The 26,920-nt window shown below is 63.2% G+C and carries 25 protein-coding genes; 10 read left to right on the top strand and 15 right to left on the bottom strand.

Going from position 1 to position 26,920, the window contains the following annotated elements; genetic code table 11:
• Positions 1–124 precede the first annotated feature (124 nt).
• Entirely contained in the window at positions 125–466 is a 342-nt protein-coding gene (locus Har1131_RS09700; RefSeq protein ID WP_191907478.1) for an amphi-Trp domain-containing protein, read from the top strand.
• A 177-nt stretch (positions 467–643) separates the two neighbouring features.
• Here Har1131_RS09700 and Har1131_RS21740 read toward each other — a convergent pair whose 3' ends face one another.
• Positions 644–790 carry a hypothetical protein gene (locus Har1131_RS21740; protein ID WP_004961170.1) on the bottom strand — a complete coding sequence of 49 codons (147 nt, stop codon included), beginning with the start codon at positions 788–790 and terminating at the stop codon, positions 644–646.
• A gap of 59 nt (positions 791–849) precedes the next feature.
• Between Har1131_RS21740 and Har1131_RS09695 the strand changes: the two genes are divergently transcribed.
• Positions 850–1,569: a TFIIB-type zinc ribbon-containing protein gene (locus Har1131_RS09695; protein ID WP_151146123.1), complete on the top strand. Its 720-nt coding sequence runs from the start codon at positions 850–852 to the stop codon at positions 1,567–1,569.
• Between the two features lie 4 nt (positions 1,570–1,573).
• Here the strand turns inward: Har1131_RS09695 and Har1131_RS09690 are convergent, their stop codons facing one another.
• The 4 genes from Har1131_RS09690 to glyA form a co-directional block, all read right to left on the bottom strand.
• The gene (locus Har1131_RS09690) at positions 1,574–2,056 is read right to left on the bottom strand and encodes an NUDIX hydrolase (protein ID WP_151146121.1); all 483 of its coding nucleotides are present in this window, start codon (positions 2,054–2,056) and stop codon (positions 1,574–1,576) included.
• Complete coding sequence (locus Har1131_RS09685) at positions 2,057–2,950, bottom strand: bifunctional methylenetetrahydrofolate dehydrogenase/methenyltetrahydrofolate cyclohydrolase (RefSeq protein WP_151146113.1); 894 nt, start codon at positions 2,948–2,950, stop codon at positions 2,057–2,059. It lies immediately after the preceding gene.
• A 75-nt stretch (positions 2,951–3,025) separates the two neighbouring features.
• Complete coding sequence (locus Har1131_RS09680) at positions 3,026–3,613, bottom strand: hypothetical protein (RefSeq protein ID WP_064288114.1); 588 nt, start codon at positions 3,611–3,613, stop codon at positions 3,026–3,028.
• A gap of 83 nt (positions 3,614–3,696) precedes the next feature.
• On the bottom strand, positions 3,697–4,944 hold the full coding sequence (gene glyA, locus Har1131_RS09675) for a serine hydroxymethyltransferase (RefSeq protein ID WP_050038115.1): 1,248 nt from the start codon (positions 4,942–4,944) through the stop codon (positions 3,697–3,699).
• Between the two features lie 153 nt (positions 4,945–5,097).
• On the opposite strand from glyA, the gene Har1131_RS09670 reads away from it, so the two are divergent.
• The 3 genes from Har1131_RS09670 (at position 5,098) to Har1131_RS09660 (ending at position 10,116) form a co-directional block, all read left to right on the top strand.
• The gene (locus Har1131_RS09670) at positions 5,098–7,185 is read left to right on the top strand and encodes a hypothetical protein (RefSeq protein ID WP_014040447.1); all 2,088 of its coding nucleotides are present in this window, start codon (positions 5,098–5,100) and stop codon (positions 7,183–7,185) included.
• 371 nt (positions 7,186–7,556) lie between these two features.
• Positions 7,557–8,375, top strand: coding sequence for a transcriptional regulator TbsP (tbsP, locus tag Har1131_RS09665; protein ID WP_008309020.1), 819 nt, complete (start codon positions 7,557–7,559; stop codon positions 8,373–8,375).
• 31 nt (positions 8,376–8,406) lie between these two features.
• The gene (locus tag Har1131_RS09660; protein ID WP_050038117.1) at positions 8,407–10,116 is read left to right on the top strand and encodes a YcaO-like family protein; all 1,710 of its coding nucleotides are present in this window, start codon (positions 8,407–8,409) and stop codon (positions 10,114–10,116) included.
• Between the two features lie 42 nt (positions 10,117–10,158).
• Here Har1131_RS09660 and Har1131_RS09655 read toward each other — a convergent pair whose 3' ends face one another.
• The 3 genes from Har1131_RS09655 to Har1131_RS09645 all read right to left on the bottom strand — a co-directional run bounded on the left by Har1131_RS09655 (position 10,159) and on the right by Har1131_RS09645 (position 12,522).
• Complete coding sequence (locus Har1131_RS09655; protein ID WP_014040450.1) at positions 10,159–11,307, bottom strand: DUF63 family protein; 1,149 nt, start codon at positions 11,305–11,307, stop codon at positions 10,159–10,161.
• Between the two features lie 102 nt (positions 11,308–11,409).
• Entirely contained in the window at positions 11,410–12,249 is an 840-nt protein-coding gene (locus Har1131_RS09650; protein WP_151146110.1) for an inositol monophosphatase, read from the bottom strand.
• A gap of 72 nt (positions 12,250–12,321) precedes the next feature.
• Positions 12,322–12,522: a hypothetical protein gene (locus Har1131_RS09645; RefSeq protein WP_004518094.1), complete on the bottom strand. Its 201-nt coding sequence runs from the start codon at positions 12,520–12,522 to the stop codon at positions 12,322–12,324.
• A gap of 119 nt (positions 12,523–12,641) precedes the next feature.
• On the opposite strand from Har1131_RS09645, the gene Har1131_RS09640 reads away from it, so the two are divergent.
• Positions 12,642–12,821, top strand: a complete 180-nt coding sequence (locus Har1131_RS09640) for a hypothetical protein (protein WP_129755198.1) — start codon at positions 12,642–12,644, stop codon at positions 12,819–12,821.
• Positions 12,822–13,416: 595 nt separating this feature from the next.
• Complete coding sequence (locus Har1131_RS09635) at positions 13,417–14,631, top strand: glycosyltransferase family 2 protein (RefSeq protein WP_014040453.1); 1,215 nt, start codon at positions 13,417–13,419, stop codon at positions 14,629–14,631.
• Positions 14,632–14,659: 28 nt separating this feature from the next.
• Here Har1131_RS09635 and Har1131_RS09630 read toward each other — a convergent pair whose 3' ends face one another.
• Entirely contained in the window at positions 14,660–15,646 is a 987-nt protein-coding gene (locus tag Har1131_RS09630; RefSeq protein ID WP_050007609.1) for a hypothetical protein, read from the bottom strand.
• A 226-nt stretch (positions 15,647–15,872) separates the two neighbouring features.
• On the opposite strand from Har1131_RS09630, the gene Har1131_RS09625 reads away from it, so the two are divergent.
• From Har1131_RS09625 to Har1131_RS09615, 3 genes are read left to right on the top strand one after another with little or no spacing between them, the layout of a single operon-like run.
• Positions 15,873–17,318 (top strand): DUF58 domain-containing protein, encoded by a 1,446-nt coding sequence (locus Har1131_RS09625; RefSeq protein ID WP_151146107.1) that lies wholly within the window; start codon positions 15,873–15,875, stop codon positions 17,316–17,318.
• Positions 17,315–17,815, top strand: coding sequence for a hypothetical protein (locus tag Har1131_RS09620; protein ID WP_050038120.1), 501 nt, complete (start codon positions 17,315–17,317; stop codon positions 17,813–17,815). The genes Har1131_RS09625 and Har1131_RS09620 overlap by 4 nt, the downstream gene beginning before the upstream one ends.
• Entirely contained in the window at positions 17,812–18,768 is a 957-nt protein-coding gene (locus Har1131_RS09615; RefSeq protein ID WP_050038121.1) for a hypothetical protein, read from the top strand. Before Har1131_RS09620 ends, Har1131_RS09615 begins: the two co-directional genes overlap by 4 nt.
• Positions 18,769–18,782: 14 nt before the next feature.
• Here the strand turns inward: Har1131_RS09615 and Har1131_RS09610 are convergent, their stop codons facing one another.
• From Har1131_RS09610 to Har1131_RS09585, 6 genes are all read right to left on the bottom strand, one after another.
• Complete coding sequence (locus Har1131_RS09610) at positions 18,783–19,793, bottom strand: MoxR family ATPase (RefSeq protein ID WP_050038122.1); 1,011 nt, start codon at positions 19,791–19,793, stop codon at positions 18,783–18,785.
• Positions 19,786–20,880 carry a DUF4350 domain-containing protein gene (locus Har1131_RS09605; protein ID WP_151146103.1) on the bottom strand — a complete coding sequence of 365 codons (1,095 nt, stop codon included), beginning with the start codon at positions 20,878–20,880 and terminating at the stop codon, positions 19,786–19,788. The genes Har1131_RS09610 and Har1131_RS09605 overlap by 8 nt, the downstream gene beginning before the upstream one ends.
• Positions 20,880–21,155, bottom strand: coding sequence for a hypothetical protein (locus tag Har1131_RS09600; protein WP_014040460.1), 276 nt, complete (start codon positions 21,153–21,155; stop codon positions 20,880–20,882). The genes Har1131_RS09605 and Har1131_RS09600 overlap by 1 nt, the downstream gene beginning before the upstream one ends.
• Positions 21,156–21,243: 88 nt before the next feature.
• Positions 21,244–24,309: an FtsX-like permease family protein gene (locus tag Har1131_RS09595; RefSeq protein WP_151146099.1), complete on the bottom strand. Its 3,066-nt coding sequence runs from the start codon at positions 24,307–24,309 to the stop codon at positions 21,244–21,246.
• Positions 24,310–24,316: 7 nt separating this feature from the next.
• A complete protein-coding gene (locus Har1131_RS09590; RefSeq protein ID WP_050038125.1) occupies positions 24,317–25,018 on the bottom strand; it encodes an ABC transporter ATP-binding protein in 702 nt (233 codons plus the stop codon).
• A gap of 99 nt (positions 25,019–25,117) precedes the next feature.
• The gene (locus Har1131_RS09585) at positions 25,118–26,800 is read right to left on the bottom strand and encodes a hypothetical protein (RefSeq protein ID WP_050038126.1); all 1,683 of its coding nucleotides are present in this window, start codon (positions 26,798–26,800) and stop codon (positions 25,118–25,120) included.
• Between the last annotated feature and the right edge of the window lie 120 nt (positions 26,801–26,920).

Raw genomic sequence — 26,920 nt, 5'->3', positions numbered from 1 at the left:
TCGAATTTTCTGTATTTAGGCCCTCAGTCATCGTTTTGTTCAAATGGTAAATACAGTCAGTATATCATCATTCTTCGGAAACTGATGGCGACAGTATTATTTGTCACTGGAGGGCACTGAGAGGTTGGTAGAAACAGTCCTGCTCGAAAGCGAGCAAGGACTCGACCACAGCGCCGTCGCAGCATATCTCAGAACGGTGGTCGACTCTCCGGGAGATAGATCTGAGATCACGCTCAGCGCAGGGAGGGGTCGGGGCCACGTCGCGCCGCCATCACAGGCGGAGTTCGAGGTGAACGCCGAGCGCGCGAGTCCGGAGGGGGCGACGGTAACTCAGTATCGGAATCGAACCGGAGTGGCCCGAGAACGCGACAGACACAGAGTGGTCTATCGAGTACGTCGTATCGTCCAGCGGTTCCTTTTCGGATGTACAGCAATCGCTCGTATCCGGTCGTTAGCAGCGAAGTAAGTGGAAAGCGGTCGCGAAAAACGCGACCGCTTGCCGCCCTGAATTGGTCCCCGCTGACGCTTCGGCCCTCCAAGCGAAGCGTCACTTGGTCGAATGGGGCAGAATAACTTAAAAGTACCGGCCCCGTCCAGCAGATGTTAGTTATCGAATTAGAAGCGAATGTAAGCTGTAACTAACCTAGATATGTTCCTCCTCGAGCACCCATCCAAGTGCCCGCTTGTAGTGGGTGAACATCATACGGACCCGCTCGTGATCCATCTCCTCGTCGTCTAGCTGTTCAGCAAGGAACTCGTACTGCTCGCGGATCTCGTCTTCCGAGCGCATACGTTGGCGTAGACAGCCCTCACGGAACAATCTTGAGGGCTGGCCTCTCAGCATCACATATGAAAGTCCGCGGGGAGCGCGAGTGCCAGGACTGTGGCACGCGATGGCGGTACTACGAGACGGGGAGCATCGCCTGTCCGGACTGTGGCAGCATCCACAGCGTCGGCATCGACGAGCACACCGAACACACGGACGCACCGGCCACGCTCGACCTGACGCCGGTCCGGAGCCGGATCGACGCGGATCCGACCCGGGAGCTCGCTGACGCGGCCGCCGAGCGCTGTCGGGAGTACACACGTAAGCGGGGGTTCATCGACGCGGGCGAGCTTCGCTCGCTCGACCCGACGTTCGTCGCCGCGGTCGAACTCCAGCACGTCGGTGCACACCTCTCCCGGGAGTTGCGCAGCGGCGACCCGGCGGAGCGGTACTTCTACGAACTTCTCGGCGGTGCTGACGACGGCGACCGTCCGGCTGTCGAGTCAGTCCCGTCGGAGCTTCGAGTGCCATACGGCCTGGCGATGGCGGCCGCCGTCGATAGCTATCAGCGCGACGTACGGACGTATCTGGACGCCAATTCGGATCCGACTGCACGACAGCTCTCCGGACGGATTCGCGACCATCGAAAGCGGATCGAGGCGCTGGACGGCGATGTCGACCCCGCGGACGCCAACCGTCTCGTTCACGCGGCGCGGGACCTGGGGTCGTACATTACCGGCGACGAGAGCGCCTTCGTCAGAGCCGAGAACTGGCTTGCCGGAATCGAGAACGACACGGTCTAAGCGGTCACTGGAGCCGCCGTACGAGGGTTTCGTCCAGACAGTTTTCCGGAACCGCATCCCGCCACGCTACGGTCTCTATCGACTCGCCGTCGAGTCCGGGGTCCGACGCGAGGTCCGTGGAGTCAGCCGTCGCGCGATAGGTCCCGAAAAAGAACGTCGCCTCTCGGCCGCCATCGGTCACCGTGACCTCGGTGACGGCGGCCAGTTCGTCGACCGTAATCTCGACGCCCGTCTCCTCGCGTACCTCACGGCCCACTGCTTCCTGGCGCGTCTCACCGGCTTCGACGCCGCCGCCCGGGAGCTTCCAGATGTCGTCCTCATAGACGAACAGCAGGCGGTCCGCCGGGTCGGTGACGAGCGCGCCGACCGCCCAGCGAAGGCCGCGGTCAGCACGGGCGCGGACGCCGTCTACGCCCGCCGTGTCAGTCTCTCTGGTTACTCGGCGGGTGTGCACGTCGCGGTCCGCAAAATCCGCAAGCGACGGCATTCAGGGCAGGTCGACGTCGATGTCGTGTTGCAGGCCCGTCGCTTTCACCGTGTTGTACAGGAGCATTGCGCGGGTCATCGGGCCGACGCCGCCGGGAACCGGCGTGATCGCGCCCGCGGCCTCCTTCGCGCTCTCGTACTCCACGTCGCCGACGAGTTCGTAGCCCTTCTCGGTGTCAGCGTCGACGCGGTTGATGCCCACGTCGATGACCGTCGCGCCCTCCTGTATCATCTCGCCGTCGATCATCTCCGGGACGCCAGCCGCGGCGACGAGGATGTCGGCGTTGCGGGTCCGCTCGGCGAGGTTCTCGGTGCGGGAGTGACACACCGTCGTCGTCGCATTACCACCGGGTGCCTTCTGGATGAGCAGGTTCGCCATCGGTTTGCCGACGATGTCCGACCGGCCGACGACGACGGCGTCCTTGCCCTCGGTGTCAACGCCCGCGCTCTCGATGAGCTTCTGGATACCGTGTGGCGTACAGGGCTTGTAGCGTGCGTCACCGGCGACGAGCCGACCGACGTTTTCCGGATGGAAGCCGTCGACGTCTTTCATCGGGTCGATGGCGCGTAGGACCGACCTGTCCTCGACGTGGTCGGGGACCGGCATCTGGACCAGAATACCGTTGACGTCGTCGTCGGCATTGAGGTCCTCGATAGTGTCGTACAGTTCGGCAGCGTCCGCGTCGGGGTCGATGTCGATGTCGATTGCCTCGATACCGACCTCCTCGCAGTCGTTCTGTTTCATCGAGACGTAGGTCTCGCTGGCCGGGTCCTCGGACATCAGGACCGTCGCCAGCGACGGGCGCTCGCCCGCGTCGGCGAGGCGGTCGATAGACGCGACCAGATCGTCCCGAATCGACTGTGCGACGGCGTTGCCGTCGATAATCTCTGTCATTGGGTACAACGGCGGCGCGGGGCGGTATGAACGTCCCGGATTTCGGCCGGCCGCGACAGGCAGGCGCGCGCTCGCTCAGGGACAGTCCGATTCGGTGACTGACTGGCGCTCCGCACCCTGCTCGACGGCCCGCGTTTCGCCGTCCGGGACAGTTACGGTCATCGCCTGGCCGCCGTAGCCGTGGGTCTGGTCGTGGCCCCGGACTACGACACAGGTCGTATCGTCGGGAACAGTAATGGTCTCCGACCGGGTGAACGGAGCCGTCGAGTGAGCGTGCCGGAGATCACGGCGACCAAGTCGGTCGCCCGCCAGCGTTTCGACCTGCCACCAGTTCGCGTAGCCGTCCTCGCCGTCGTCATCGTGATAGAGTGTTACGTCGAAGCGGTAGTCGTCGCCTTCGTCCGTGAGTTCGACCCCGACGACGTTGGCCTCCCGCAGGTCGAGTTCTGTGGCTGTTTCGGTCTGTCCAGCAGTCGACTCCTGGCCTGTGGGGGTAGCGGCGTCTGTCTCCGCCGCCGTGGCCGTCACTGTCGGCTCGCTCGCGCCGCCGTCGCTTTGCCCGGTTTCCGCCCCTGACTCGCTCTCGAACTGCGTACAGCCAGCGAACACCGACAGGGAGGCACCCAGTGCATAGAGCGTCCGGCGTCGGGTTGTGCGGGGCATACCAGTCGTATCGGAGAGAGATGCCAAAAAGGAGGATGCCAGTGGGCGGACAGCAGAATCCGCGCTCCAGGGCTAGCCTGTCGCTACTCGTACAGCGTGTACTCGTCGGTCATCTCGTCCACGCGGTCGCTGACTTCCGCCACGACATCGTCGTCGTGGGGGGCGTCGACGACCTTGTAGATGAGATCGGCGACCTCGCGGCAGGCGTCCTCGTCGAAACCACGGGTGGTGAGCGCGGGCGTGCCGGCGCGGATGCCCGAGGGGTTGAACGCCGAGCGGGTCTCGCCGGGGACGGTGTTGGCGTTGAGGACGATGCCGGCCTCTTCGAGCGCTTCCTCGACTTCCTTGCCAGTCGTATCCGGATGGGACGGACGGAGGTCGATGAGCACGAGGTGGTTGTCCGTGCCACCGGAGACCAGGTCCAGGCCGTGTTCCTTGAGTCGGTCACCGAGGGCGACGGCGTTGTCGACGGTCTGCTGGGCGTATTGCTCGAACTCAGGGGCCAGCGCCTCGCCGAAGCCGACGGCCTTGCCGGCGACGTTGTGCATCAGCGGGCCGCCCTGGGAGCCGGGGAACACCGCGCTGTCGATGTCGTCGGCGTACTCCTCGTCGCACATGATGATGCCACCGCGGCCGGCGCGGATGGTCTTGTGCGTCGAGCCGGTGACGAAGTCGGCGACGCCGACCGGCGACTCGTGGACGCCAGCGGCGACGAGGCCGGTGATGTGGGCGATGTCCGCGAGGTGGTACGCGTCGACCGCGTCGGCGGCTTCCTGAATCCGCTCGAAGTCGACTTCCCGGGGGTACGCGGAGTAGCCCGAAACGATGATGTCCGGCTCGAACTCCTCTGCGTGGTCGTGGAGGCCCTCGTAGTCGATGTAGCCGGTTTCCTCGTCGACCTTGTACTGTTCGACCTCGTACACCTGGCCGGCGAAGTTCGCTGGGTGGCCGTGCGAGAGGTGGCCGCCGTGCGTCAGGTCCAGCGAGAGGATCTTGTCGCCGGGTTCGAGCACGCCGAGGTAGACGCCCATGTTGGCCTGGGAGCCGGAGTGTGGCTGGACGTTGACGTGGTCCGCGCCCCACAGTTCCTTCGCGCGGTCGATTGCCAGTTCCTCGACGTCGTCGGCGTACTCGCAGCCGCCGTAGTAGCGCTCACCGGGGTAGCCCTCGGCGTACTTGTTCGTCAGTTCGGAGCTCTGTGCCTCCATCACAGCCTCGCTGACGTGGTTCTCACTGGCGATCATCGCCAGCGTGTCGTTCTGCCGGCCTCGTTCGCCCTCCAGGGCGTCTGCGACTGCCGGGTCCGCTTCCCGTACGGTTTCGTAGCTCATGTATCCGAGTCAGGACCGATACGACAATAATCTACCCTTTGGGCCACGTATGTGCTATGTTATCACACATTGTCCGGTGCCGCGGGTACAGTTGGGGAGACGACATCCTGACACCCGTACGTATATATCAGATGACGTTCCACATGTCTATGCATGGTCACCTGGGGGGTGGCAGGCGAGCGGGTGGACCGGAACAGCAGTAACACGCCGGAGTGGGATGGAGAAACGGTCGACCCGAGCGCACTGGTGCGCCAGTTACACGATCGAGAAGTTACGGACGGCGAACAGTTACCACATCGTGTCGACGACTGCTACAGCGGGTCCGTCACCGAGTTAGCACTGCCGGCGGTGGATGCCACGGTAACCCGAGTCGCTACTGACACGAATACTGGAGCAGTTGATTCACCGACGACCCTAGAGGAGGGGGAGTACCTGCTGACGATGGAGGCCCGTGCTGCGGATAGCGACCGAGGGTCGCCGTTGGGCGTCGTTGACGACATTCGGATCCACGTCCGCTTCGACGGGCCGGCGTCGCTCCACTCGGCCGGCATTACCTCTGTCCTCGGTTTCCAAGAGCCGACGAGTATTACCGTCGGGTTCGTCTGGGAGACGAGCGCGGAGCGGCCGCATCTGCAGGTCCCCGCGACACCTGCCGGACTCGCAACGGCGATTACCCATCTGAGTGGGGCCCATCATACGATGCAGCCGTCCCGCTCACATCCGGAACTCCGCGGCCATCCGCCGATAGTCACGACCGGCGAGACGACCCGTATTCCCGAACCGGTTCGGCAGAACCGTCCGGAGACTGGCATCACGCTCCGTGTTCCGGAGTGCGAGGCGGAACTGCTCGTCAGCGCCCCGCTGGCGTACTATCTCGGGGCCGAAGTGGTAGTCGAGTCACGGGATGCAGCACTGTTGACGGCCGACGGCACGTCGGTACACCGCTCTTTCGACGCGTGGCCGTCGCTACAGGCCGGCGTCGCGGCGCTGCTCCGGAAGGTGTTCTACCTCGACTGTCTGGTCAGACGCGTCGATCCAGCCGAGAGTGGCGCTCGTATCACGTCCGCGCTCTCGCTCGACCCGGACACAGTTCGGTCGCTGTCGCCGGCTGGACGGCTCGAGCGGTACATCGATGTCTCCGACGAGGCCGTGAACTCGATTCTGCCGGAGTGGCCACTCTCGACGTACGTCTCACCCGAACCGGAACGGGTCCGATGCCTGCCGTTCCTGCTCGACCGACTCAGTCTCATCTACCTGCCGGACAGCTCCCGGCTCGACCAGGATGAGCTTCTCGACAGGACGCTGTCGGATTCGTATCTGAGCCGCGGTTCGGCCGAGCGCCCACCGGTCATCGAGCCGAACCTACGCGAGGGCCAACTGCACTCGTGGCTCGCTCCGGGGAACCCGATAGACGCCTGTAAAACGCCGGCGGAGGCGTACGTGAACCGCTACCGGAGTCAGAACCGGGATGCCGACAGCCAACGGGTCGCGGTCGTCCTCAACGACGAGGAGATGGCCGGCGAACACACGGAAGTCACAGAGATATACCGGGCCGCGGACCTGCCGATGGACGTCCAGGTCAGCGAACTGCTGTCGGTCAACGAACTGGCCGACGTGTTCGAACAGCCGGCCGATTTCGTCCACTTCATCGGCCACTGCGACGAGGAGGGACTGCGCTGTCCCGACGGCAATCTGGCGCTGTCGTCGCTGTCGGAAGCCCGAACGCAGACGTTCTTCCTGAACGCCTGTGGCTCCTATGACGAAGGGCTTGACCTCGTCAAACAGGGCGCGGTCGCCGGTGCGGTGACACTTACCGACGTGCTGGACAAACACGCCGCCCTGGTCGGGACCGCCTTCGCGCGCCTGCTCAGTAACGGATTCAGCATTCAGCGAGCGCTGGAACTCGCTCGCCGACGGATAATGATGTGCAAGGACTACGCGGTCGTCGGCGACGGGACCTACTCTATCGTTCCCAATCCCGCACACCCCGCGGTCGTCTGGGTCTCCAAAGGGGAAACGGGATTCGACGTCCAGTGTACGGTCGTGTCCCCGGAACGGCCCGGTGAGAGCTACCGCCTGCCGTTCGACGACAGCGCCGCGCTGAACGGCGAACAGACGAGCCACTCGCTCGGCGCTACGGAGTTGGCCGACGCGCTGGGCCAGACCTCACTGCCCGTCATCTTCGACGGGGAGTTTCACTGGTCCGACGACCTCGCTGCGCGTCTCCGGACGGACTTCTGACGAGCGCGAAGCTGTCAGACTCCGTGACGGAAGCCGAGACGGCCGTCATCTATTTTCGAACCGGCCACCCGAGGAGCCGTATTGATGCGACACTCTCCGTACGCACTCAGGTACAGATTTGATACTGTGCTCCAGTCGTGGCTTCCGGCGGGTAGGAGACAGTGACAGTAACCACTGATTCGAGCGAATTCGCGTGACGACGACGAGCAGAACAGATGGTTCAGTCCGTGAGACGAACGGCTTCTGCTTAGGACAGTTGACCAATATTTTATCGCCTCTCATCGGTGGGTGTTGTCGGATTGTTGGCGAAATCAACACAGTATGGCCGGTAAAATTAAATATAATAATACACTATATACTTGGAAGGGACAATGACTGAAAATCTCCTGCAAGACGACGTTGGGTCTATGTTGACCACGGTGTTTGGGGCAACTGACGAGCCGGTGTACGTCGTGAACCCGTCGCGGCGGACCATCTCTGAGCTTGTATCGACACTGGACGCGGATTCGGGCGCTCCCGAAGTTCGGCTGCTCGCCGACGAGCGCGCACTGAAAGACGTCATGGACGACTTCCTCGTTGCGAGCACCGCGGCCGACCTCATCGACGAGGAGCGGCTCACGATGCGACTGCTCGACGACGTGCCGAACCACTCGGTCGCGGTAACTGTCGATACGGTGTACGCACTCGTCACCATCAGCGACACGGTCGGCGGTCTCGGGACCGACGACGCGGCGTTCGTCGACAACGCCTACGACTACTACGGCTCGACCTGGGAAGACGCCGACGAGTACTCGCTCCGGACGCCGCCGCTCAACCGCGTCCAGAGCACGCTGGAAGCCGACATCGGCCCGGAAACCGCGTCGGACTTCAACGACGTTCTCAGCTCTCTGTCGACGGCTCGTGGCGACGGCGACGGTCTCGACGAGGTCACCATCAGCCTGCTCGTGGCCGCACGGAACGGCGAACTGCTGTACGACATCAGCAAATGGGGCGAAGACGTCGGACTGGCGAGCAAGGCGACGTTCTCGCGGACGAAGACGAAGCTCGAAGACATGAACCTCATCGACACGGAGAAGGTCCCGATCGACGTGGGCCGACCGCGGCTCCGCCTGATGCTCGGTGACGACCGGCTCAAAGACGCCGAGCCGGACGAGCTGGCCTCCGTGGCTCAGTCGATCCTCGCCGCGTAGGTTTTTCCCGCTCCACCGCGAGGGGTTCGGCATGCAAACTGTCGAAGTCGTCGGGCGTGGACCGGCCGTCGACGCACTCACTGCGTTTCTCGCTGATATCGACGTTACAGTAGCACAGCCGTCGACACCGGCGAACAGTAGTGGCGACCTCGCCGTCGTCGTCGATACTGTCGGGTCAGAGACGTTTGCGGCGTGGAACGACCGAGCGAAAGGCGATGACGTCCCGTGGGTCGCCGTCGAACTGGGCGGCGTCGGCGGCGTCCCGGTGACTGACGCCGCGATCAGCGGCTTCGGACCCGAAACGGGCTGTTTCGACTGTCTGCGGACTCGGGTCGAGGCGACGGTCGACGAGACCGAGGAGATCACAGAAGCCCCGGCGGCGGCCACGCAACGATTCACGGGAGCGCTGGCGGGCCGACTGGTAACCCAGTTTCTCGACGGCGACACTGCCCTCTTCGGGACAGTTACGGAACTCCCACATACGCAGCGCCGGTTCCTCCCCGTCCCGGGCTGTGACTGCAGTGAGACGCCGAGCCGTACCCTCGGCGACGGTCGCCGAACGGCCCCGGACAGCGAGGCGCTCTCGCGGGCGGAACTGGGCCTCGACGACCGGGTCGGTATCGCCACGGAGGTCGGCGAAGTCGAGTCGTTCCCCGCCCCGTACTACCTGTCGACGCTCGCCGAGACTGCCGGTTTCAGCGACGTATCGGCCGCCGCCAAGGCCGCCGGTGTTGCCATCGACTGGGACACGGCGTTCATGAAAGCGCTGGGCGAGAACTACGAGCGGTACGCGGCCGGGGTCTACCGAGAAAGGAATCTGCGGCACGGGACGGTCGTCGATGTTCCGGATGCCGTCGCACCCGACGCGTTCGTCAGGGACGAGGCCGAATGGGACGACTCGACGGCGCTTCCCTGGGTCCCGGCCGAAAATCTGCTGACCGACGAACGGCGGTCGCTTCCCGCCGAGACCGTCCACTATCCGCCGCCATCGAACGTGGTTAGACCGGCAACGACGACCGGGCTCGGGCTCGGAAACACCGTCACCGAGGCGCTGCTGACCGGGCTCTACGAGGTCATCGAGCGCGACGCCGCGATGCTGTCGTGGTACTCGACGTTCGAGCCGCTTCGAGTTGCCGTCGACGACCACGAGCGGTACGACACGCTCCGGCGTCGCGCGGCGTCCGAGGGGCTCGAGGTGACGGCGCTGTTACTGACACAGGACGTGGACGTGCCGGTCATCACCGTCGCACTGGAACAGGACGAGTGGCCTCGCTTCGCACTCGGCACCGATGCGGATCTGGACCCGGGTACGGCCGCCGTCGGTGCGCTGGAAGAGGCGCTCCAGAACTGGATGGAACTCGACAGCATGGGTCCCGAGGCGGCCATGGACGCACAGGGTGCAATCGGGCGCTACGCCGAATCACCCGGCGAGGGGGCCGACCTGACGGCCACCGAGACGGCGGTCCCGCTGGACTCGCTCGGCCCGGACGCAGACCTCTCCGGCGAGGCGGAGCTAGAGACGTTGTGTGACCGGGCAGCTGACGCGGGACTCACGCCCTACGGAGCGCGGCTGACGACGCGCGACCTCGAACAGCTCGGGTTCGAGGCCGTCCGTGTCGTCTGTCCGTCGGCACAGCCGCTGTTCTTCGGTGATTCGTTCTTCGGCGAGCGGGCCGAAGCCGTGCCTGCTGACCTGGGCTTCGAGCCGCGGCTCGACAGGGAGCATCATCCGTTCCCGTAGCAACAGCCGACGAGCGAGAGTCAGATACCGGACAGTCCGTATTCAGATGCCGAACGTCGCCCGCAGCATGTCCCGCGTGCCCGGCCCGAGGCCGACCGCGGTAACGGCGATGAGCAACAGCAGCGCGTACCGCGGGCTGTCGTCGATGAACTCCTGGTTGAACAGCGAGACGACCAGCGAGGCGACAGCGAGCTTGACAATCAGGAACGGCCACGACGTGCCGATAGCAGCAGTCAGACCGGCTGACTGGAGAGATTCGGTGGCTTCAATGATGAATGCGTTGGCCGGGTGTTTCGGGTAGTACGTCAGCGGGACGTTGAGCGCGTCAAGCCAGTCAGCCAGCAGGACGTTCGCGACGCCGTCGATGGCGTGGCCCCAGATGACCAGCAAGCCGATATAGCCGGTTCCGTCGTTCAGCGCCGGTCGATAGGACTCGAACAGGCGGTACAGACCGTACGACAGCGCCGATGCCAGTGCGACAGTCGTGATGAGGACTGACGGGTACAGCGTCGCGTACTCGCGTGTGAGCGCGACAAACGTAAGATAGAGTAGCGTCACGGCGACGAAAATGCTACCAACAGCGCCAGTCGTCCGGTAGTAGCTGTCGACGATGCCGCGCTGTTCGAGGTCCACGCAGACGACGAGGACGAGCAGCGTCAGCAGGAACACCGTGCCGTAAATAACGGGACTGATGATGAGCGAACTCAGCGGGTACTCGACGATAGGTGAGACGCCGGCATCGACCGCGCGGTCGGTTGCATCCTCGACAGTCCGCAACGCGCCGCCGAGCAACATGAACGGCACGAACGCGAAGTAGAGCTTCGGGTCCTCGGCGATGTCCAGTCGCTCGAGGAGGAAGTAGACGCCGACGAGCATATACACCAGAATCAACATGTAGCCGATCTCGGAGACGATAGTGTATCCCGGCTCGGCGATGAGCCGTCCCTCCTGAATAGCCGCCCTACAGCCATCGTACAGCGGTTGTGGCCCGGATGCAGTCATCTCGGCACAGCTGGCCGCCTTGGCGTCCGCGTACACTGGCCCCCAGAAGTACTGCCAGAGGAACCGATCCCAGACGGCCTGTGGAGCGGCCATAACGGCTCCGACCGCGACGAGGAGGACGGCAGCGAAAGAGCCCACCCAGAGCTGGCCGGGCCCGTACTCATCGACGGCTCGCTCGAACGTTTCCATGGCCGAGTGACCGGTGGCAGGCGGTTTTAGCGTTCCGGTCCCGTGTGCGTGGAGCGGACTTCCGCGAGCCAGACGCGGCGCGGTTTGATGGCGAAACTGTGTTCAATCCTCAGCGAGTGCCTCGTTGCCGGCCGCCACGAAGGCCTCGTGTGCCTCGCCGTTGGAGGCGACGACGGAATCGCTGTCGTGGGTCCAGGGCTCGCCATCGAGGTCAGTGACCGTGCCGCCAGCCCGTCTGACCATATGGACGCCAGCGAGCGTGTCCCAGGGGGCCATCGGGCGCGTGCAAACGAGCCCTTCGAGCGCCCCGTCGGCAACGTGTGCCAGCGTGGCCTGGAACGAACCCAGACGCCGAATGTCGCCGAAGCGGTCGCCGACAGCGCTACACAGCCGACCGAACTCGTCCCTGTCGTCGCGATCCCACCAGCCGACAGGAGCCACGGCGAACGTCTCCGGGTCGGTTCGACCACTTATCGACAGTTCGGTCCCGTCTCGTGTCACGCTTTCGGGGCCAGCCGCGTAGAGATCGCCGTACGAGGGGAGATAGGTCACCGATGCGACCGGCTCGCCGTCGACAACTGCGCTGACGGCCGTCCCCCACAGACGCATCCCACGGACGTAGTTCGCCGTCCCGTCGATTGGGTCGATGACCCACACAGAGCCGCTATTTGGGATGCTATCGACCGCTTCAGGCTCGGAGTCAACGTCCGGGCCAGCTAACGTTGAGAGGTCCTCCTCACAGAGGAACCGGTCACGGGAGAACTCCGCTCGAATCGTGGCGACGACTTGCCGCTGGGCGTCACGGTCCGTCTCCGTGACGAGATCGTTTTTGTTGGCCTTCGACTCGACACTGAGGTCGCCCCGGAACTGCTCCCGAGCAACGACACCGCCAGCGCGGGCCGCTCGCTCGGCGACCGCCGCCCGGTGGCTTGCATCTGTCATACCTGACGCTGGACCTCCCTTGTTCAAACCATCTCGCCTTCCAGCAAAACAGGGCCGACGGATGGCGATGGGTTACTCTTCTTCGACAGCCTCGTCAACAGCGTCGAGAATGGCTTCGGCGATGTCCCGCGCCTCATTGGGCGTGTACAGGACCTGGTTCCCCAGTGACTGTTCAATACGGACGTAGCCGTCGTCGTCCTCAATGGAGAAAAACGCTGTATTCTCCAGCGGTGGCACATGCAGGCTCGCCCCCTCGGACTGATCTGTGGCCATGTTATCGTTTAGCACATAGGGCGGCTTAAATCTACGGCTCTGGACAACAGCGGCCGCCCAGTTACAAATATTAATAATCAGACCCCAACGGCTTATACTCAGTCCAGGTATGTACGTATATGGCATCGATACGTGGGGCACTTCGGTTCAGCAAGGACATCTCGGTTATCATGCTTTTGGGAGTCGTCTACGTCCTTGGGCTGAGCGTCGCAACGCTGATCAGTGCATCGGAGGAGCGACTGCCGCGGATACACGCTGTTAGTGGCGAGATACGGAGTCGGCTTCGTCGCCCAGTGTGAGACGCTCAGCAACCATGACGCCAAAGCCACCGACCGGTACATGGAATCAGGTGGCTGTACCCGGAACGCGCTACTCGAATTGACGCATTTTCCCGATTACAGACTATCCGAAACGACTGCCCAGTGCCTCTCGTAGTAGTTTCCCGGTGTAGTTCGACATTCGCAGACGTGACTTCCTAGTGATGGTTCTCGTTTTATCACCTTGCTTGAGATATCCGGCGCTGAAACCGCGGGAGACATAGTCTACTAGTCTGATAGATATCTGCTTCACAACGTACATTAGTGCGTGAATAATGTGCTTTATTGATAGATGGCACGCCACACTGTGGTCATGGGTCGAAGAGATCGTGTACAATCAGGGGAGGAGAGGGATTCTCATGACAACTATTGTTATTAATGATGGATTATCCCACCCGACAGCTTTATTATATGCTGCTTTGACATGACACTCTGTGTGGAAGCCGTGCGGTACATATCAGAAATTCGGCATTGAACTCAGATAAAATGGGGCCTACTAGCCGTGTTCATCGGAAGCCGCTCAGGGGAGTGGAGAGTGTATGCTACCAGACGCACCAGCGATAGCCGAGGTACGGGAATGACGATACAAGCAAATCAGGCAAATCAAGCGGGTCAACAGGGGATCACGAAGGCTGTAGACGAGTTTCTCGTCACGCCGGAGAGCGAAGTCACGCCGGTTTTGAGCGTCGTGATGCCCACCCTCAACGAGGAGAAAGGGATCGTCGAATGTATTGATCGGATCAAGACAGCGATCTCGGAGTTACGTGTGCCGACCGAGATCATCGTGAGCGACAGTTCGACCGACGCGACTCCGGAGTTAGCTCGCGAGCGGGGTGCGACAGTCGTGACACCTGATGAACCGGGCTATGGCTATGCGTATCGCTACGCGTTCGACAAGGCACGGGGAGAGTACATTGCGATGGGTGATGCTGACACGACGTACGATTTCGAGATGATTCCCCAGCTCCTCGAACCGGTCCAGAACGGCGACGCGGACATCTGTATGGGGAGCCGACTGGAGGGCGAGATCCGGGACGGGTCGATGCCGCCACTCCACAAATACGTCGGAAACCCGCTGTTGACGCGGTTCCTGAACACGTTCTATGGAGCCGGTGTAAGCGATGCACACAGCGGCTTCCGTGTGTTCACCAAGGACGCGCTCGAAACGCTAGAGCTAGAGACGACCGGGATGGAGTTCGCCAGCGAAATGATCATGGAAGCCGGTGCGAACGACCTCACCATAGAGGAGGTCCCGATTATCTACCACGAGCGGGAAGGCGAGGAGACGCTCGATAGTTTCAGTGACGGCTGGCGACACGTCCGCTTCATGCTCGTGAACGCGCCGGACTACCTGTTCTCGTATCCGGCTCTGTTGCTAGTGTCGGTCGGGGCAGTGTTGATGTCGCTATCAATCGCTCGGCTGTCGATCGGTGGCGTCAACTTCGGCATACAGACGATGGTCGGCGGGTCGTTGCTGGCAATCGTCGGGTATCAGGTCTGGACGCTCGCGCTGTTCAGTTCCATCGCCGCGAACCCGATAAACAAGCCCGAGGGTGTGCTTGTCGGCATGATACGGGAGCGGTTCCAGTTGGAGCACGGCGCGTCCATCGGCATTCTCGCGGCTGCAGTCGGGATTCTGTACCTCGGGAGCGTGTTCGGACAGTGGCTGCTCGCCGGCGAGGCGGCGTTACCGTCAGCTACAGCGACCCTTCTGGCCTCGACAGTCGTAGTGCTGGGGCTACAGACAGTGTTCGGGTCGTTCTTCATGAGTATGCTAGCAGACAGCAGCTAACCGTTGACAGTCGCTTTAGCGGAATTGGTCAGTTCTGCGTACACCTGCTAGGGCACGTTCCGTTCTCGACGCAGTCGATGTCGGGCTGTGTTCGGTTCTCGGCAACGAACTGCCACTCGTTTCGGCCTACACTGTCGGTGCCGTTGGAATAGGAAAGTTGTCTGTACAGCCCGTTGTAGTTCATCACGCTGTCGTACTCTGTCTGGGAGTACCGCTCCTCGTCGATACCGTCCTGATGGGCGTCGAGCCCCATCGCGTGCCCGAATTCGTGCATGAACAGCGAGGCGGTGATCTTCGGTGAATCGAACCGCTCCATCGCCGCGATTTCAGGTCGGCCCGCACCGACGAAGTAGTCGTCCCCGTTGTAGGCGACGTCGTCAGTTAGCAGGACGTAGTAGTAGCCGTCAGCACGGTGCTCGGAGTGGTTGGCCCGGAAGTCATAGATGTCGTTCCCGGCACCAGCACGGGATTTCGAGTGTACCGTCCCGTTGGCCGAGAGGTTCGTATCGTCTGTGACGAGATGGATATCGATCCCGGTGGAGCCGTCGGGGTTCGAAACGGGTGCATTCTCAAACGTCTCGACAATAGATGTCCGGACCGGGTCGCTGAGCGTCGTTGACTGTGTAGAGTCGACTTCGACGTAGATGTCCGTTCGGAGCGGGTCTGCATCCGGAAGAGCCTGCTCACAGCGGACTTCCATGCCGTCCGGATAACCGTCGCCGTCCGTGTCCGGGTCCGTCGGATCAGTGCCGTAAACGGAGCGCTCTAGCGAATCCGCCAGCCCGTCTCCGTCTGTATCAGTGGCGTTCGAATCGGCCTGAGCCTGCTGTACGTCCGGAGTATCGGCCCCGCCACCGCTAGCAGTGTTCACCTGCGGCGACGTCCCGGCGACTGGAAACACGACACCGGCGAGAAGCAGCGCCACGAGGACGACGGCACCGGCGCGAACCGTCGGCAGGCGACAGAACCAGTTGTTCGCGAGACGGCGGGCGCCAACTAAGATGTCTGTGAGCATAGTGCTAATATTAATACTGATTCCAATAGCTACATTTAGCTGAGTTCTCGAATTCCGATCTCTAGTGAACTCAGACCATCCATGACTAAGGATTTTTGAGTGACGGTTAAGTAGGTAATCCCCCAAATATCAATATCAATTTCGATATTAACGATAGATGCGAACTCCCAGCACTCGGCTGTGTCTGTCGGTATCTTCAATGGGCTCGGTTCAGTAACCGAAGCTAATGCGTGTCACCCGGCGGTTCTGGCTCACGATCACTGCTATCGGTAGTCTCGTCGTGAGTGGTGGGCTGCTCGATGCGCCCCTGTTAGTCGTCGGGGCCGTCGGGCTCGCAGGCTGGCTGCTCGCAATGCAGTTTGCGTTCGTCCGTGGCGTTTCACGACTCGAGGACGAACTCACCGTCAGCCAGTCGCTCGACCGGTCCCGAATACGGACCGACGCCGAAACGAAGTACACTCTCGAGGCATCAGTTGCCGCCGCCGGCGATCACCTGCCGCTCTCCGTCGAGGCAAGGATTCCACTCGCAGCGCGGATGGAAGCGGGTTCCTCTCCGGATATCCATCTCGATACGTCGATGCAGTCCTCGTCGGTGACGCTTCCGCTCACCTGGGAGACTGTTGGTAACTACACCGTTCCCGGAGCCACAGTAACCGTCAGTGACGGCACCGGGCTGTTTACCCAGTCGTTCACGACGGCTTCCGGCCCCGAACTGGCAGTCGAGTCCCCGTCGGTCGGTCCGATTCACGTTGGCCAGAGCGGGAAACAGTTGCTACGCGGTGTCGGCGAGCACGAGGCCCGGGGGCGGACGGGTGGCCTGTCAGCTGAGGAGATTCGAAAATATGTCCCGGGTGACGCATTGAAATACGTCGACTGGAAGGCGACTGCCAGACTAGACGAGACGCACGTCCGCAACTACGAGGCTGAGAGTAACCGTAGCGTGGTGCTCGTCCTCGATCACCGGCAGACTCTGGGTGATGGGACACCTGGCGAAACGAAGCTAGATCACCTCAGAGCGGTCGCCGCAGCGTTCCAGCAACGTGCCGAAACGATCCGTGATCCCCTGGGCTATCTCACTATTGACGACGCGGGCGTGACGGAATCGAGAATCCCTGTGGCGAGAATCGAGGCCTACAGGTCGTGCCGGCATCGGATCAACGACCTCGACACCGAAACTGAGACGCCGGCAACAGCTACCACGACAGCGTCTCACACCGGCAGGATGACAGGGACGGTGAACCCGACGGCGGACACACAATCACCGATGGAAACGACGTTGCTCGCGTATCGAGATGCCGCCGGATCAAAACGACACCTTCCCAACCAGCCGCTGTACAACGGGCTCCAGGCGGCACCACACGAGATACGCAGCGCGAACCTGCTGGTCATCTGTACTGACGACAGCAACCCGAGTGAACTACGGAACGCGGTTGGACTGGCGAGACGCAACGCAACGGAGGTCGTCGTGTTTATCGCCCCATCAGTAGCCTTCGGTACGGACCTCCTCACCGATCTCGATACCGCATACGAACGGTATCGAACCTTCGACCAGTTCCGGCGTGAACTGAACGAGGTCGACTCGGTGACGGCCTACGAGGTTGGGTCCCCGGACCAGATCTCGGCTATTCTGTCCGGCAGCCCAGCGAACACAGACCGGAGGGAGTACGCATGAGCGTCGCACTGAAAACGGCACGCTCGCGCCGATCACTACCCACCGTGCTCGGCCTGCTGGGCATCGTCGTAGCTACAGGCGGACTCGTCTGGGGCGGGCCGGTATGGCTTGGTTTCGTCGGTGTTGTCCTCGGCGGTCTCTACCTGTCCGGTACACCCGTTCTCGCGGTCGTGCTCGGACAGGTAGCGCTCGTCACAGTCGATACACCATCACTGCTACCGCTCGTCATCGTCGAAGGCGGCCTGTTCCTTGCGTTGCTTTCGGTACCTATCGAGACACCCGACAGGCGAGTCGCCGGCAGCCTCGTCGTACTTGTCGTTCCGCTGCTCGGCAGTCTCGCCTGGCTGTCGCTCTGGCGCTGGGACTTGGCCCCCCTCAGCGTCGGGGCCACCGCGGTCATCGGAATTGCCATCGTCGGCTATCTCTTCCATCGCTATCTGCTGATAGAACTCGACATCGTGACTGAAGACGCAGCTTCGGACCGTGATTTCCTATGAGCCAACCCGAGCCTACGCAACCGGACGCATCAGCCGATGACAGCACCCGACAGACGGATATTGTACACGACCGCCAGACACTCGAAGCGGAGCTGGAAGTGTTACGGGAGGAGAACCGCCGGTTGCGCGACTCCTACGCGCATGCGAAGCGGGCAACGTTCAGACGGACCGCAGTGGGCTTCTTTGCGGTCGGTGGACTATCCCTCATAGCGGCACTCCTCTTTCCAACCCTGCAGACCATCTTCGTCGCGTTCGCAGGAACCGGTGTGTTTGCGGGCATCGTCACGTTCTATCTCACTCCCGAGCGGTTCGTCTCGGCGTCGGTCAGTGACACGGTGTTCGACACGTTGGCCGATGTCGAACAGCACCTCGTCAGCGAACTGGAACTCCAGACCGAGACGGTGTATGTCCCAACGGCATCCCGTCCGGAGACGAATGCGCGCCTGTTCGTCCCCCAACACGTCGAGTACGCGGTGCCCGATCCAGACCAGTTGGGAGACCTGTTCGTTACGAGCGGTGCCGAGGCGGAACAGGGCATATCGCTTCCCCCGACCGGAGACCGTCTGTACACCGAGTTCGAGCAAACGATCTCCGGCAAATTCGGTAACGACCCCGATGCAATAGCGGCGCAACTGACCGCAGCCCTGTCCGAGCAGTTCGAACTCGTCGATGACACAACAATCGAAATCGATGGCGGGAACCGAACTGCTACTATTGCCATCAGCAATCCCGCGTTCGGCGACGTTCACCAGCTAGATCACCCAGTGGTGTCCTTGCTCGCGGTGGGGTTTGCCACGGGACTTGATCGACCGGTTACTGTCGATACGCGCGATGACGACCGGTTCAGCGGTGTCGTGACCGTTTCGTGGAACGCACTCGAACAACCATCGGCGCAGTCCAATGGCGCGGCGACCCGAGAACGAGAGACGACACCAGCCCCGGAAAACAGCTAACTGCGGTCCAGTCGCTACTCGAACTCCCGTTTCGTTCCGCCGTCGCCGACCGCTGTCTCGACACCCGTACTGTGGTCGGTGTCGGACCCGGGCGGCGTAATCGACTGAAGGATTTCTTCGATAACCGTTTCGGCGCTGATCTGGCTTAGTTCGGCATCGCTGTTCATAATGAGACGATGCCGCAACACCGGGAGCGCCATCTCTTTGACGTCGTCCGGAATGACGTACTCCCGGCCGTTCAGACGAGCGACTGCTTTGGCCGTATTCTGCAGGGCGATTGTCGCCCGCGGTGAGGCCCCGTGAACGACGTTTCGGTGGTCCCGTGTCGCGCCGACGATAGCGAGAATGTACTCCTTGATGCTGTCTTCGATATGCGTCTCGGGGATGACTGACCGGGCGTCCAGAAGTTCGCTCCGGGAGATAACCTGCGAGATAGAGTCCGCGTCAAGCGTCGGGTTCGCGTCGAATCGGTCGAGGATCGCGCGCTCCTCCTCGGAGTTGGGAATCTCGGTGACGAGTTTCATCTGAAACCGGTCGCGCTGGGCCTCCGGGAGTTTGAACGTCCCTTCCATCTCAAGAGGGTTCATCGTCGCAACGACGGTAAACGGCGTCGGGAGTTCGAGCGTCGACCCTTCAATGGAAACCTGTCCCTCCTGCATCGCTTCGAGGAGTGCGCTCTGTGTTTTCGGCGGGGCGCGGTTGATCTCGTCGGCGATGACCAGATTGGTAAACACTGGGCCTTTCTGCAGCTCGAACTCGCCGTTTCGCTGGTGATACACCGTTGTTCCGGTGATATCCGCAGGGAGGAGGTCGGGCGTCATCTGGACCCGGGAGTGCTGGAGATCCGTCGCGTTGGCGACGAGCGTGGCGATCGTCGTTTTCGCGACACCGGGGACCCCCTCCAGAAGCACATGACCGCGTGTAAGCATGGCGACAGTAATGTGTCGGAGAACTTCCTCGTTACCGATAAGAACTGTCTCCGTCTCCTCCTTGAGACGGTCGTACAGCACCGACGGATCAGTCATTGCGTTGACGTTCGGCCCGCTGTTTAATAATGGCTTCCGTTACTCGCTCTACCTGTGCGGTCTCCCAGTCTGGATGACTGGCTCTGAGATACTTCTCAACGCCGTCCCTGGAGAGATTTGGGTCCGGATCGCCGCCACTGTATTCCCGGAGGCGATCCCGGAGATGCTCGTCGAGACGGCGGTCGTACGCGAGCAGCGCCCCGACCAGCACGACGCCACAGAGCAGTAACAGCGCGTCTGACCGCTGGACGGCCAGGACGGCAGCGGCCACCGGCGGGACGCTACTGGCGTGTGAGTAGTCCAGCAGTGCGTCGTCGTGGCTGGCGACGAGGTTCCGGACGAACCGTCGGTTGTCACCGCGTTCGAGCATCGCGTTCACGAAGATGCTCGGGTCACTGACGGCGATAACCCGGCCGTCGCCGACCGGTTCGCTCGTGACGACGGGTCGGGACGCTAACTGCTCCTCGCCGTCGAGTTCGCCGTTGCCGTTGGTGTCGAGGTAGGCGTATTCGGAGGTGTTGACGAGCGTCGTCGCGTTTCCGGCTCTGACAGTCGTCCCGTAGTTGAGGACGACAGTATCGACGCCGGCAGTCTCCGGATAGTCGCCGGCAGGCGTCGCTTCCGGGAGCGAGGAGTTGCGGTAGTAATTTCGGTTGTCGTACACCGGGCGACCGTCAAAACGCGCGTCAGCACCGACGGCAGCGAGCAGGGCATTCCCTTCTGGGCGGTAATCCTCGGCAACGACGAGTGTCCCACCGCTTCGAACGAACTCCGCGATTCGTGCCCGCTCGCTCGACGAGTACGGCTCCGCCGGCGAGAGAACGACCGCAACGGTGGTGTCCGTGTCACTCGTCGGATACTGACTTACGTTCGTTCCGACGGTCACGTTTGCACCGGCGTCAGCTGCGACGGTTCGAAGTTCGCCCGCCCCGTCCCACTGGGAGTTATACGCACCGAACGCTGCTGAGGACGTGCTTGCGGCGTAGACGAGCGCGATGATCGTGAGGACGGTGTAAGCGGCCAGCAGGAGCTGCGGGAGAGTGAGCGACGGTAGCCAGGAGTCCTCGGAGAGCGGTGTCAGCGCCATCAGACCAGCCCCGGCGGTAGAATCTCGAGGATCCGTTTGATGACCACGTAGGCAAAGCCAACCAGTCCGAGCCCGATGAGCCACCAGAGCCGCCGTCGCCAGCGCGGCGACACGGCCTGCGGTGCGACCAGTTCGACAGTCACGAGAAACCCGATCAGCGAGACGACGAAAAACAGCTCCAACGTCAGCGCATCCAGGAGGGTCAACACGAGGATGGTACCAAGCACCCACATGAGATGCCCGTAAATGAACTGTTGGCGCTGTCGGGTCGCCATGGTACGGCGTTCTCCTCGGCAGACAGTCAAAGTTCCGACCGACAGCTGCTGACTGAGCCATGGGTAGCGGCTAACCTAGCAGTTCGGTTCAGTCGTCGCTAGGCTGTCTCGAATCCGCCGACTCCTCGTCGGGCGTTCGCGTTCGGTCGCCGCTCGGGAGCAACGAGACCGGTGACGCCGTCAGATACGGCACCGTTGCGACGAGGGCACCGAACAGGGCGAGTGAGACGCCGCCGAGGAATATCGCTGCGAGGATAGCTGGCGGCGTCCGCGCGGAGAGGCGGAAGCCGAAGAAGACGAGCCAGCCAGCCCGCTCCAGCAACTGTAACGCGACGACCGAGAGGCCGAGAGCGAGCGCCGTCGCTGGGATCGCGATACGAGCGATGTCGGCCAGAATCGTCCGCAGGACCCGCCACTGCGTCGCGCCGGTCGAGCGATGGATGCCGATGGCCTGCCGACGCGCGTGGACCCCCTGGGCGAACGTCGCCGTGGTACTGCCGACGGTACTCAGCGCCGAGAGGACGACGAGGACGCCGAGGATCAGCTGGACGTTCCCGAACACGCCCTCGACGGAGCGTTCGATGGGCGTTCCGGACGCGTACGACCCGCTACTTGCCACGGCAGACGCCAGCCGACGATCCCCGGTCACCTCGTACTCCGCCGTGGTGAGGGTGGTCCCGTTGGCCGTCACTCGGTAGGTGTAGGTTCCAGGCTGACTTCGTCCGCCGTCCGGGGAGAACCGCGTCTGTGTGACGTTTCCGGGCGGCATGTAGACGGTCCGGTTCCGGGAGACACCGGGGCCGATGACACCGACATTGCGGGTGATCGGCTCCTGCCAGGGGTTTGCGAGCCCGATCCTGAGGGTTGGCGTCGTCAGGACCGAGCCCGAAGACGGCGATATCGACAACTCCCCGTACAGTTCCCGCTCGGTACCACGGACGATCTGGATATCGTGTGTCGCCGTCTGGTCGCCCGAACGAGCTGTTATCGTGTAGTTCCCCGGCTCGCGTGGCAGGGGAACGACGGCGACACCGCTCGATCCAGTTCTGAGCGACGGCCCGTTCACCGTGACGGTGGCGTTCGAAACGCGGTCCCCCGTTTTGGTGACGACAGGAACTGAGAGACCCGATCCGGGCGGGGCCTGTGACGGCAGCTGGCTCGGAATCTCGATAGCGTTCGGCGAGACGACGGTCACGGAATGGGTGTACTCCCCGGCAGTGGCGTTTGCAGTCCCCAGTTCTGTCGCGGTAAAGGAGACGGTCTCGGTCCGCTCCTGTCCCGGCGGGACGGCGACCGTCGTGGTTTGCTGCTCGCCCCGATATCGGACTGTGACCTCCCGGTCAGCCCGCTCGGTACCGACGTTTCGCACGGCGACAGTGAGGTTGACTGTGTCACCTTTCGTGACGCGTTTCGGACCCGATAACCCCGTCACGACAGCGCCTGACCGGTTGGCAGCGACGCCGTCGGCGCCGTCAATCTCCGAAACGGACCCTTTCACGCGGATCATGTGGACCTCCCCTGGTCCGGTCGCCAAGTCGGCCGCGGAGTCGAGCGGCAGAATGAGCAGGTCATCGAGCGTTCTGGGGGCGTCGTACCGCCCGACGATAGTGACCCGTCGAACCCCGGGCTTGACGCTCCCACTGACAGTCAGTTCGTCACCGACCTCGACATCGAGCGTCCGCGCGAGGTCGCTCCCGATGACGGCCTCGTCGTACCGTTGCGGTCGCTTTCCGTCGACCAACGTGGCCCCGGTGACGTTCGCGAACGCGTCGTACTCCGCTCCGTGGGCCATGTACGGCTGGCCGTCCGACACCTGGGCGTAGATGATTTCCGGGCTGGCTGGCGTCCCGTCGGCCCGCAGGGCTGCGGCGTACTCAGCGTCGAGGCGACTGTTCAGCGGATGGGGCGCACCGGCTTCGGTGATGGTCCCGGAGCCCCCTCCCCCACCCCCAAGCGGAGACGCGAGACCGGCCAGGGAGACGACCAGCAGGAACGTGATGCCGAAGACGGTCAGCGTCGCCGCCGTCGGCACGACCGAGCGCCACGACAGGAACGTCGGCGCGACCCAGTTTCGGATCCTCCCAAGCGTCGACTGCTCGGACTGGCCGGACCGGGCGTGACGGCTCCCGAGCGCGGCTGGTGGGCGGGTCGCCGCGGGGTAGGCCGCGAGCGCGCCGGCAGCGAGGCCCATCAGAACGAACACACCGGCGACGCCACCGACGACGGTCGCGCTCTGGCCCGTGACGGTAACGTCGAGTGCGATGGGGAGACCGACGTAGATCGCGACGTTGACCAGCGCCTTGATGAGGATCAGTCCGACGGCGTAGCCCAGCACCACGCCGGTCGTCACGAGGAGGCCGGCCCGAAGTGTAAACAGGAGTCCCACGCGCCACCCCGGTGCGCCGGTCGAGCGGATGACCCGTATCGCGTCGAGTCGGTCACGGACGCTCATCCGCGTGACGTTGTAGACGACGATGAGGACCAACAAGCCACCGGCGGCCGCCGCGATGCCCAACGCCCAGAGTACCTGCTCTAAGCCGCCGAGGACGTACAGGAGCGCGCTGACCAGCGGTGCCCCTTCGCTTGGGAGGCTTCCCAGCCCGGTCCCGCTCGGACTGTGGTCGATGACGAAGTAGCCGGTGACGCCGACCTGCTGGGCGGTCGAGGCGTTCGTCGCGTACCACTGATTGGAGAGGAACGTCGTCCCCCGCTCCTGTGGGACAACGGTAAGCGAGACGGTCCCGTCCGACCCGCTCACCGTCCGGGTCCGCTGCTGTGAGACCGGTCCCCGGCCGTCAACGCCGTCGGGAATCGTCGGTAATCGTCCCTCCTGCCACTGGGCCGACCCCTCGATGAGCACCCTGGGCGTATCGGGCGGGATGCCAACGAGCCGAACATCAGTCCCGCTTGTGGTCGCCGTCGCTGTCGGGAGCACGGTGACGTCCCCACCGGTTTCGGGCGGGCCGTTTTCCGCGTCGTGGTAGGTGACCGTCCCGGAGTTCGCGAGCGGCTCTGCGAACGTTTCCGAGTACGTGACTGCGGTGAACAACAGCAAGACCGTACCGATGAGAAACGCGGCCGTCACGGCGACGACGACGACGGTGAGCCGGTCCCGTCTGGACCAGCGAAACAGGAGGGCGTTTCTGTATCCCATCGGTTCGTTAGTTCGTCTCCGTGGACGGGCTCGCGTCCGGCGTCGAGGCGGCATCGGAGACGAGCATGCCGCCGCGGATGAACAGCCGCTCGTCGAACCGCTGGGCCAGTTGGGGGTCGTGGCTGATGACGACGAGCGCGGTTTCCGTCGATTCCTTCATGCTGAACAGAAGGTTCAGCACCGACTCGGCCGTGTCCGGATCTAGCTGCCCGGTCGGCTCGTCGGCGAGGATCACCTCGGGGCGGTTCGCGAGCGCCCGTGCGATGGCGACGCGCTGTTTCTCGCCCCCGCTCAGCGTCGCAGGGTACTGGTGTTCGAGCCCGGCGATACCGAGGCGGTCGAACAGCGTGTCCAGCCAGTCTGGGTCGCGGTCGCCCGCGTGTTCCTGCGGGAGCGACGCGTTCTCGCGAGCGGTCAGATCGCCGATGAGCTGGAAGTCCTGAAAGACGAACCCGAGCGTCGTCCGCCGCAGGCTCGCGCGCTGGCGTTCGGACAGGGTACTCGCGTCCCGACCGTCGATCTCCAGTCGACCGCTAGACGGTGATTCTAGCAATCCGAGGACGTTGAACAGCGTCGACTTGCCGGCCCCGCTAGGGCCCTGAACGAGCATCGCCGCATCGGACCCGACCGAGAGTGAGACGCCGTCGAGAATCCTGGTGCCCCGTCGTGTGACACACAACTCCGAGCCGACGAGGACGGGGTCAGTCATTGTCGGCCTTTCTGCCGGCCCCGTATTGTATGCCACGGTTACATACCCGGGAGAGGTGAGGATGGGAGAGACCGTCGAACCGGGTCCGTTCAGAACTCGTCAACAACTCGTTCGGTTCCCGCCGGGCCGAACGAGGTACACGGAGTCGAGGCCGCGCGTGTCATAGACCACGTCGTTCTCGTAGCGCCACTCCGCCAGCGCCGCGGGCGTGGTCTTCTCGCTCGCTGCCGGGAACAGGTGCGCCCCTGTCGTCCCCCACGACGCCCGCGACAGCGTCGGGCAGTTGGGTTCCGTCCCACCACCGAGCCACCGGGCGGTCGGCTGGTACGTTCCGTTGGACGCGCTCGGATAGTACAGATCGACGATACGGCTGAACGGGTGGTCGGACGCCCACTGCTCGTCGACGTGGTCCGCGGTAAACGTCGCGGCCGCGAACTGCGATTCGGTCGCCCCGGTCGGGAACGCGAGCGTGTCGAGATTGACGAAGGCGATAGGCATCGTCGCAACTGCGGCAACCACGACGACGACCGTCAGGACTGTTGCGAGTCGGTGGCTGTGAGTCTTCGGCGTTCCAAGCCCGCCGTCCGGCGACCCCCGGTAGGCGACCGACGCGACGCCGATGCCGGCGAGGACGAACACGGGCAAGTGAACGAACGTCTGGCCGCGGAGCGCGGTCCCGTAGTACTCCGGCGTCAGCGAGGCGGTCAGCGAGAAGTACACGATGACAATCGGCGCCAGCAGCAACGCCAGCACGACCGGCCCGATCAGCCGGCGGTCGCGGCTCGCAAGTGGGAGGCCGACGACTGCAAACACAACCGGGACAGCGAAAGCCGCGACGAGGACCAAGAGGCCGGCTGGCGTGGTCTGTGTCCCGGGAAACACGGTCTGTACCGCGTTCGCACCCAGCGTCAGGAACCAGAGACCGACCGCGCCGCCGATGGTCACCCGCTGCAGGCGAGCGCTCGTCCGCTGGAACCAGACCAGTGTCGCCACCAGAACGACGACCCAGGCCAGGAACAGCCCCGGATACGCACTGACACGGTCGACGTACGGGACCTCCAGAAGCGAGCGTTCTGCAATCCGGTAGTACCCCCACATGTACACCCAGAAGCCCGCGACGGCGACGAGCGCAGTGACGGCGTCACGACGCGACGGAATCCTGGCGAGATGGGCGGCTAGCACCCCCGTCAGTACCAGCGCAGCGATGAGCGAGCTGAACGTATGCAGGAGCGGGAAGGCAGCGAACAGGACGACCACAACTGCGCCCCATCGACGCCTGTATCGCTCCGTCGTGAGCAACCGATGGACGGCAATCGCAAACAGCGGCAGCAAGAGAAACGCCAGCGCTTCCTCGTCCGTTTGTCCGGTCCGCCGGAGATAGATGCCTTCCACCGCGAGCCCCATCCCGACCACGCCCATCGCCAGCGTCGTCCGCGAGTGACGCCACCGACTCGACTGTGCGAGTCGTTTGACCAGCGCCATCGCCGTCAGGCAGGACGCTGCACCGGTGACCGCGACGACCAGCTGTGCGATGTACAGTGGCCGCTCGCCGGTGAGTGCGCCGACGACGGTCAGAACAGCGGTAAACACGATGTTGTCAGCGCGGAAGCGTCTGAGCGGAAACGTCCCCGTTTCGAGCGTGTCCCTGGCCAGAGCGACGTATCCGAATCCGTCTAGCGTTGAGGGCAGCGGCGTCCAGTGGAGCGTCGTCAACCGGGCCGCGACTGCCACGGCCAGCACAGCCACGATGAGCAGCAATCGCCCCTTCCGGCCGTCACTCATTGGCGGGTCCTACAGCGGGTGGGTGTAAGATAGTTACCGCATTTCGACGGCCGACTCGGGAGCCCTGACAGTCTCTCGGTCTACCGCTAGCCCTGTCGAAAATCCGGGATTGCTGCCGGG

It is taken from the genome of Haloarcula sp. CBA1131 (genome assembly GCF_008728975.1).
GTDB lineage: Archaea > Halobacteriota > Halobacteria > Halobacteriales > Haloarculaceae > Haloarcula > Haloarcula hispanica.
The sequence above is the reverse complement of the archived record's forward strand: the minus strand, read 5'-3'. Positions and strand labels throughout refer to the sequence as shown.

Bases quoted from the DNA above. Each gene is read 5' to 3' on its own strand.
- Har1131_RS09655 (WP_014040450.1), bottom strand. From the start codon at position 11,307: ATGGAAACGTTCGAGCGAGCCGTCGATGAGTACGGGCCCGGCCAGCTC.
- Har1131_RS09590 (WP_050038125.1), bottom strand. From the start codon at position 25,018: ATGACTGACCCCGTCCTCGTCGGCTCGGAGTTGTGTGTCACACGACGG.
- Har1131_RS09685 (WP_151146113.1), bottom strand. From the start codon at position 2,950: ATGACAGAGATTATCGACGGCAACGCCGTCGCACAGTCGATTCGGGAC.
- Har1131_RS09605 (WP_151146103.1), bottom strand. From the start codon at position 20,880: ATGGCGCTGACACCGCTCTCCGAGGACTCCTGGCTACCGTCGCTCACT.
- Har1131_RS09585 (WP_050038126.1), bottom strand. From the start codon at position 26,800: ATGAGTGACGGCCGGAAGGGGCGATTGCTGCTCATCGTGGCTGTGCTG.
- Har1131_RS09630 (WP_050007609.1), bottom strand. From the start codon at position 15,646: ATGCTCACAGACATCTTAGTTGGCGCCCGCCGTCTCGCGAACAACTGG.
- Har1131_RS09625 (WP_151146107.1), top strand. From the start codon at position 15,873: ATGCGTGTCACCCGGCGGTTCTGGCTCACGATCACTGCTATCGGTAGT.
- Har1131_RS09595 (WP_151146099.1), bottom strand. From the start codon at position 24,309: ATGGGATACAGAAACGCCCTCCTGTTTCGCTGGTCCAGACGGGACCGG.
- Har1131_RS09690 (WP_151146121.1), bottom strand. From the start codon at position 2,056: ATGCCGTCGCTTGCGGATTTTGCGGACCGCGACGTGCACACCCGCCGA.
- glyA (WP_050038115.1), bottom strand. From the start codon at position 4,944: ATGAGCTACGAAACCGTACGGGAAGCGGACCCGGCAGTCGCAGACGCC.
- Har1131_RS09610 (WP_050038122.1), bottom strand. From the start codon at position 19,793: ATGACTGATCCGTCGGTGCTGTACGACCGTCTCAAGGAGGAGACGGAG.
- Har1131_RS09660 (WP_050038117.1), top strand. From the start codon at position 8,407: ATGCAAACTGTCGAAGTCGTCGGGCGTGGACCGGCCGTCGACGCACTC.
- Har1131_RS09640 (WP_129755198.1), top strand. From the start codon at position 12,642: ATGGCATCGATACGTGGGGCACTTCGGTTCAGCAAGGACATCTCGGTT.
- Har1131_RS09670 (WP_014040447.1), top strand. From the start codon at position 5,098: ATGGTCACCTGGGGGGTGGCAGGCGAGCGGGTGGACCGGAACAGCAGT.
- Har1131_RS21740 (WP_004961170.1), bottom strand. From the start codon at position 790: ATGCGCTCGGAAGACGAGATCCGCGAGCAGTACGAGTTCCTTGCTGAA.
- Har1131_RS09615 (WP_050038121.1), top strand. From the start codon at position 17,812: ATGAGCCAACCCGAGCCTACGCAACCGGACGCATCAGCCGATGACAGC.
- Har1131_RS09645 (WP_004518094.1), bottom strand. From the start codon at position 12,522: ATGGCCACAGATCAGTCCGAGGGGGCGAGCCTGCATGTGCCACCGCTG.
- tbsP (WP_008309020.1), top strand. From the start codon at position 7,557: ATGACTGAAAATCTCCTGCAAGACGACGTTGGGTCTATGTTGACCACG.
- Har1131_RS09635 (WP_014040453.1), top strand. From the start codon at position 13,417: ATGACGATACAAGCAAATCAGGCAAATCAAGCGGGTCAACAGGGGATC.
- Har1131_RS09680 (WP_064288114.1), bottom strand. From the start codon at position 3,613: ATGCCCCGCACAACCCGACGCCGGACGCTCTATGCACTGGGTGCCTCC.
- Har1131_RS09600 (WP_014040460.1), bottom strand. From the start codon at position 21,155: ATGGCGACCCGACAGCGCCAACAGTTCATTTACGGGCATCTCATGTGG.
- Har1131_RS09695 (WP_151146123.1), top strand. From the start codon at position 850: ATGAAAGTCCGCGGGGAGCGCGAGTGCCAGGACTGTGGCACGCGATGG.
- Har1131_RS09620 (WP_050038120.1), top strand. From the start codon at position 17,315: ATGAGCGTCGCACTGAAAACGGCACGCTCGCGCCGATCACTACCCACC.
- Har1131_RS09650 (WP_151146110.1), bottom strand. From the start codon at position 12,249: ATGACAGATGCAAGCCACCGGGCGGCGGTCGCCGAGCGAGCGGCCCGC.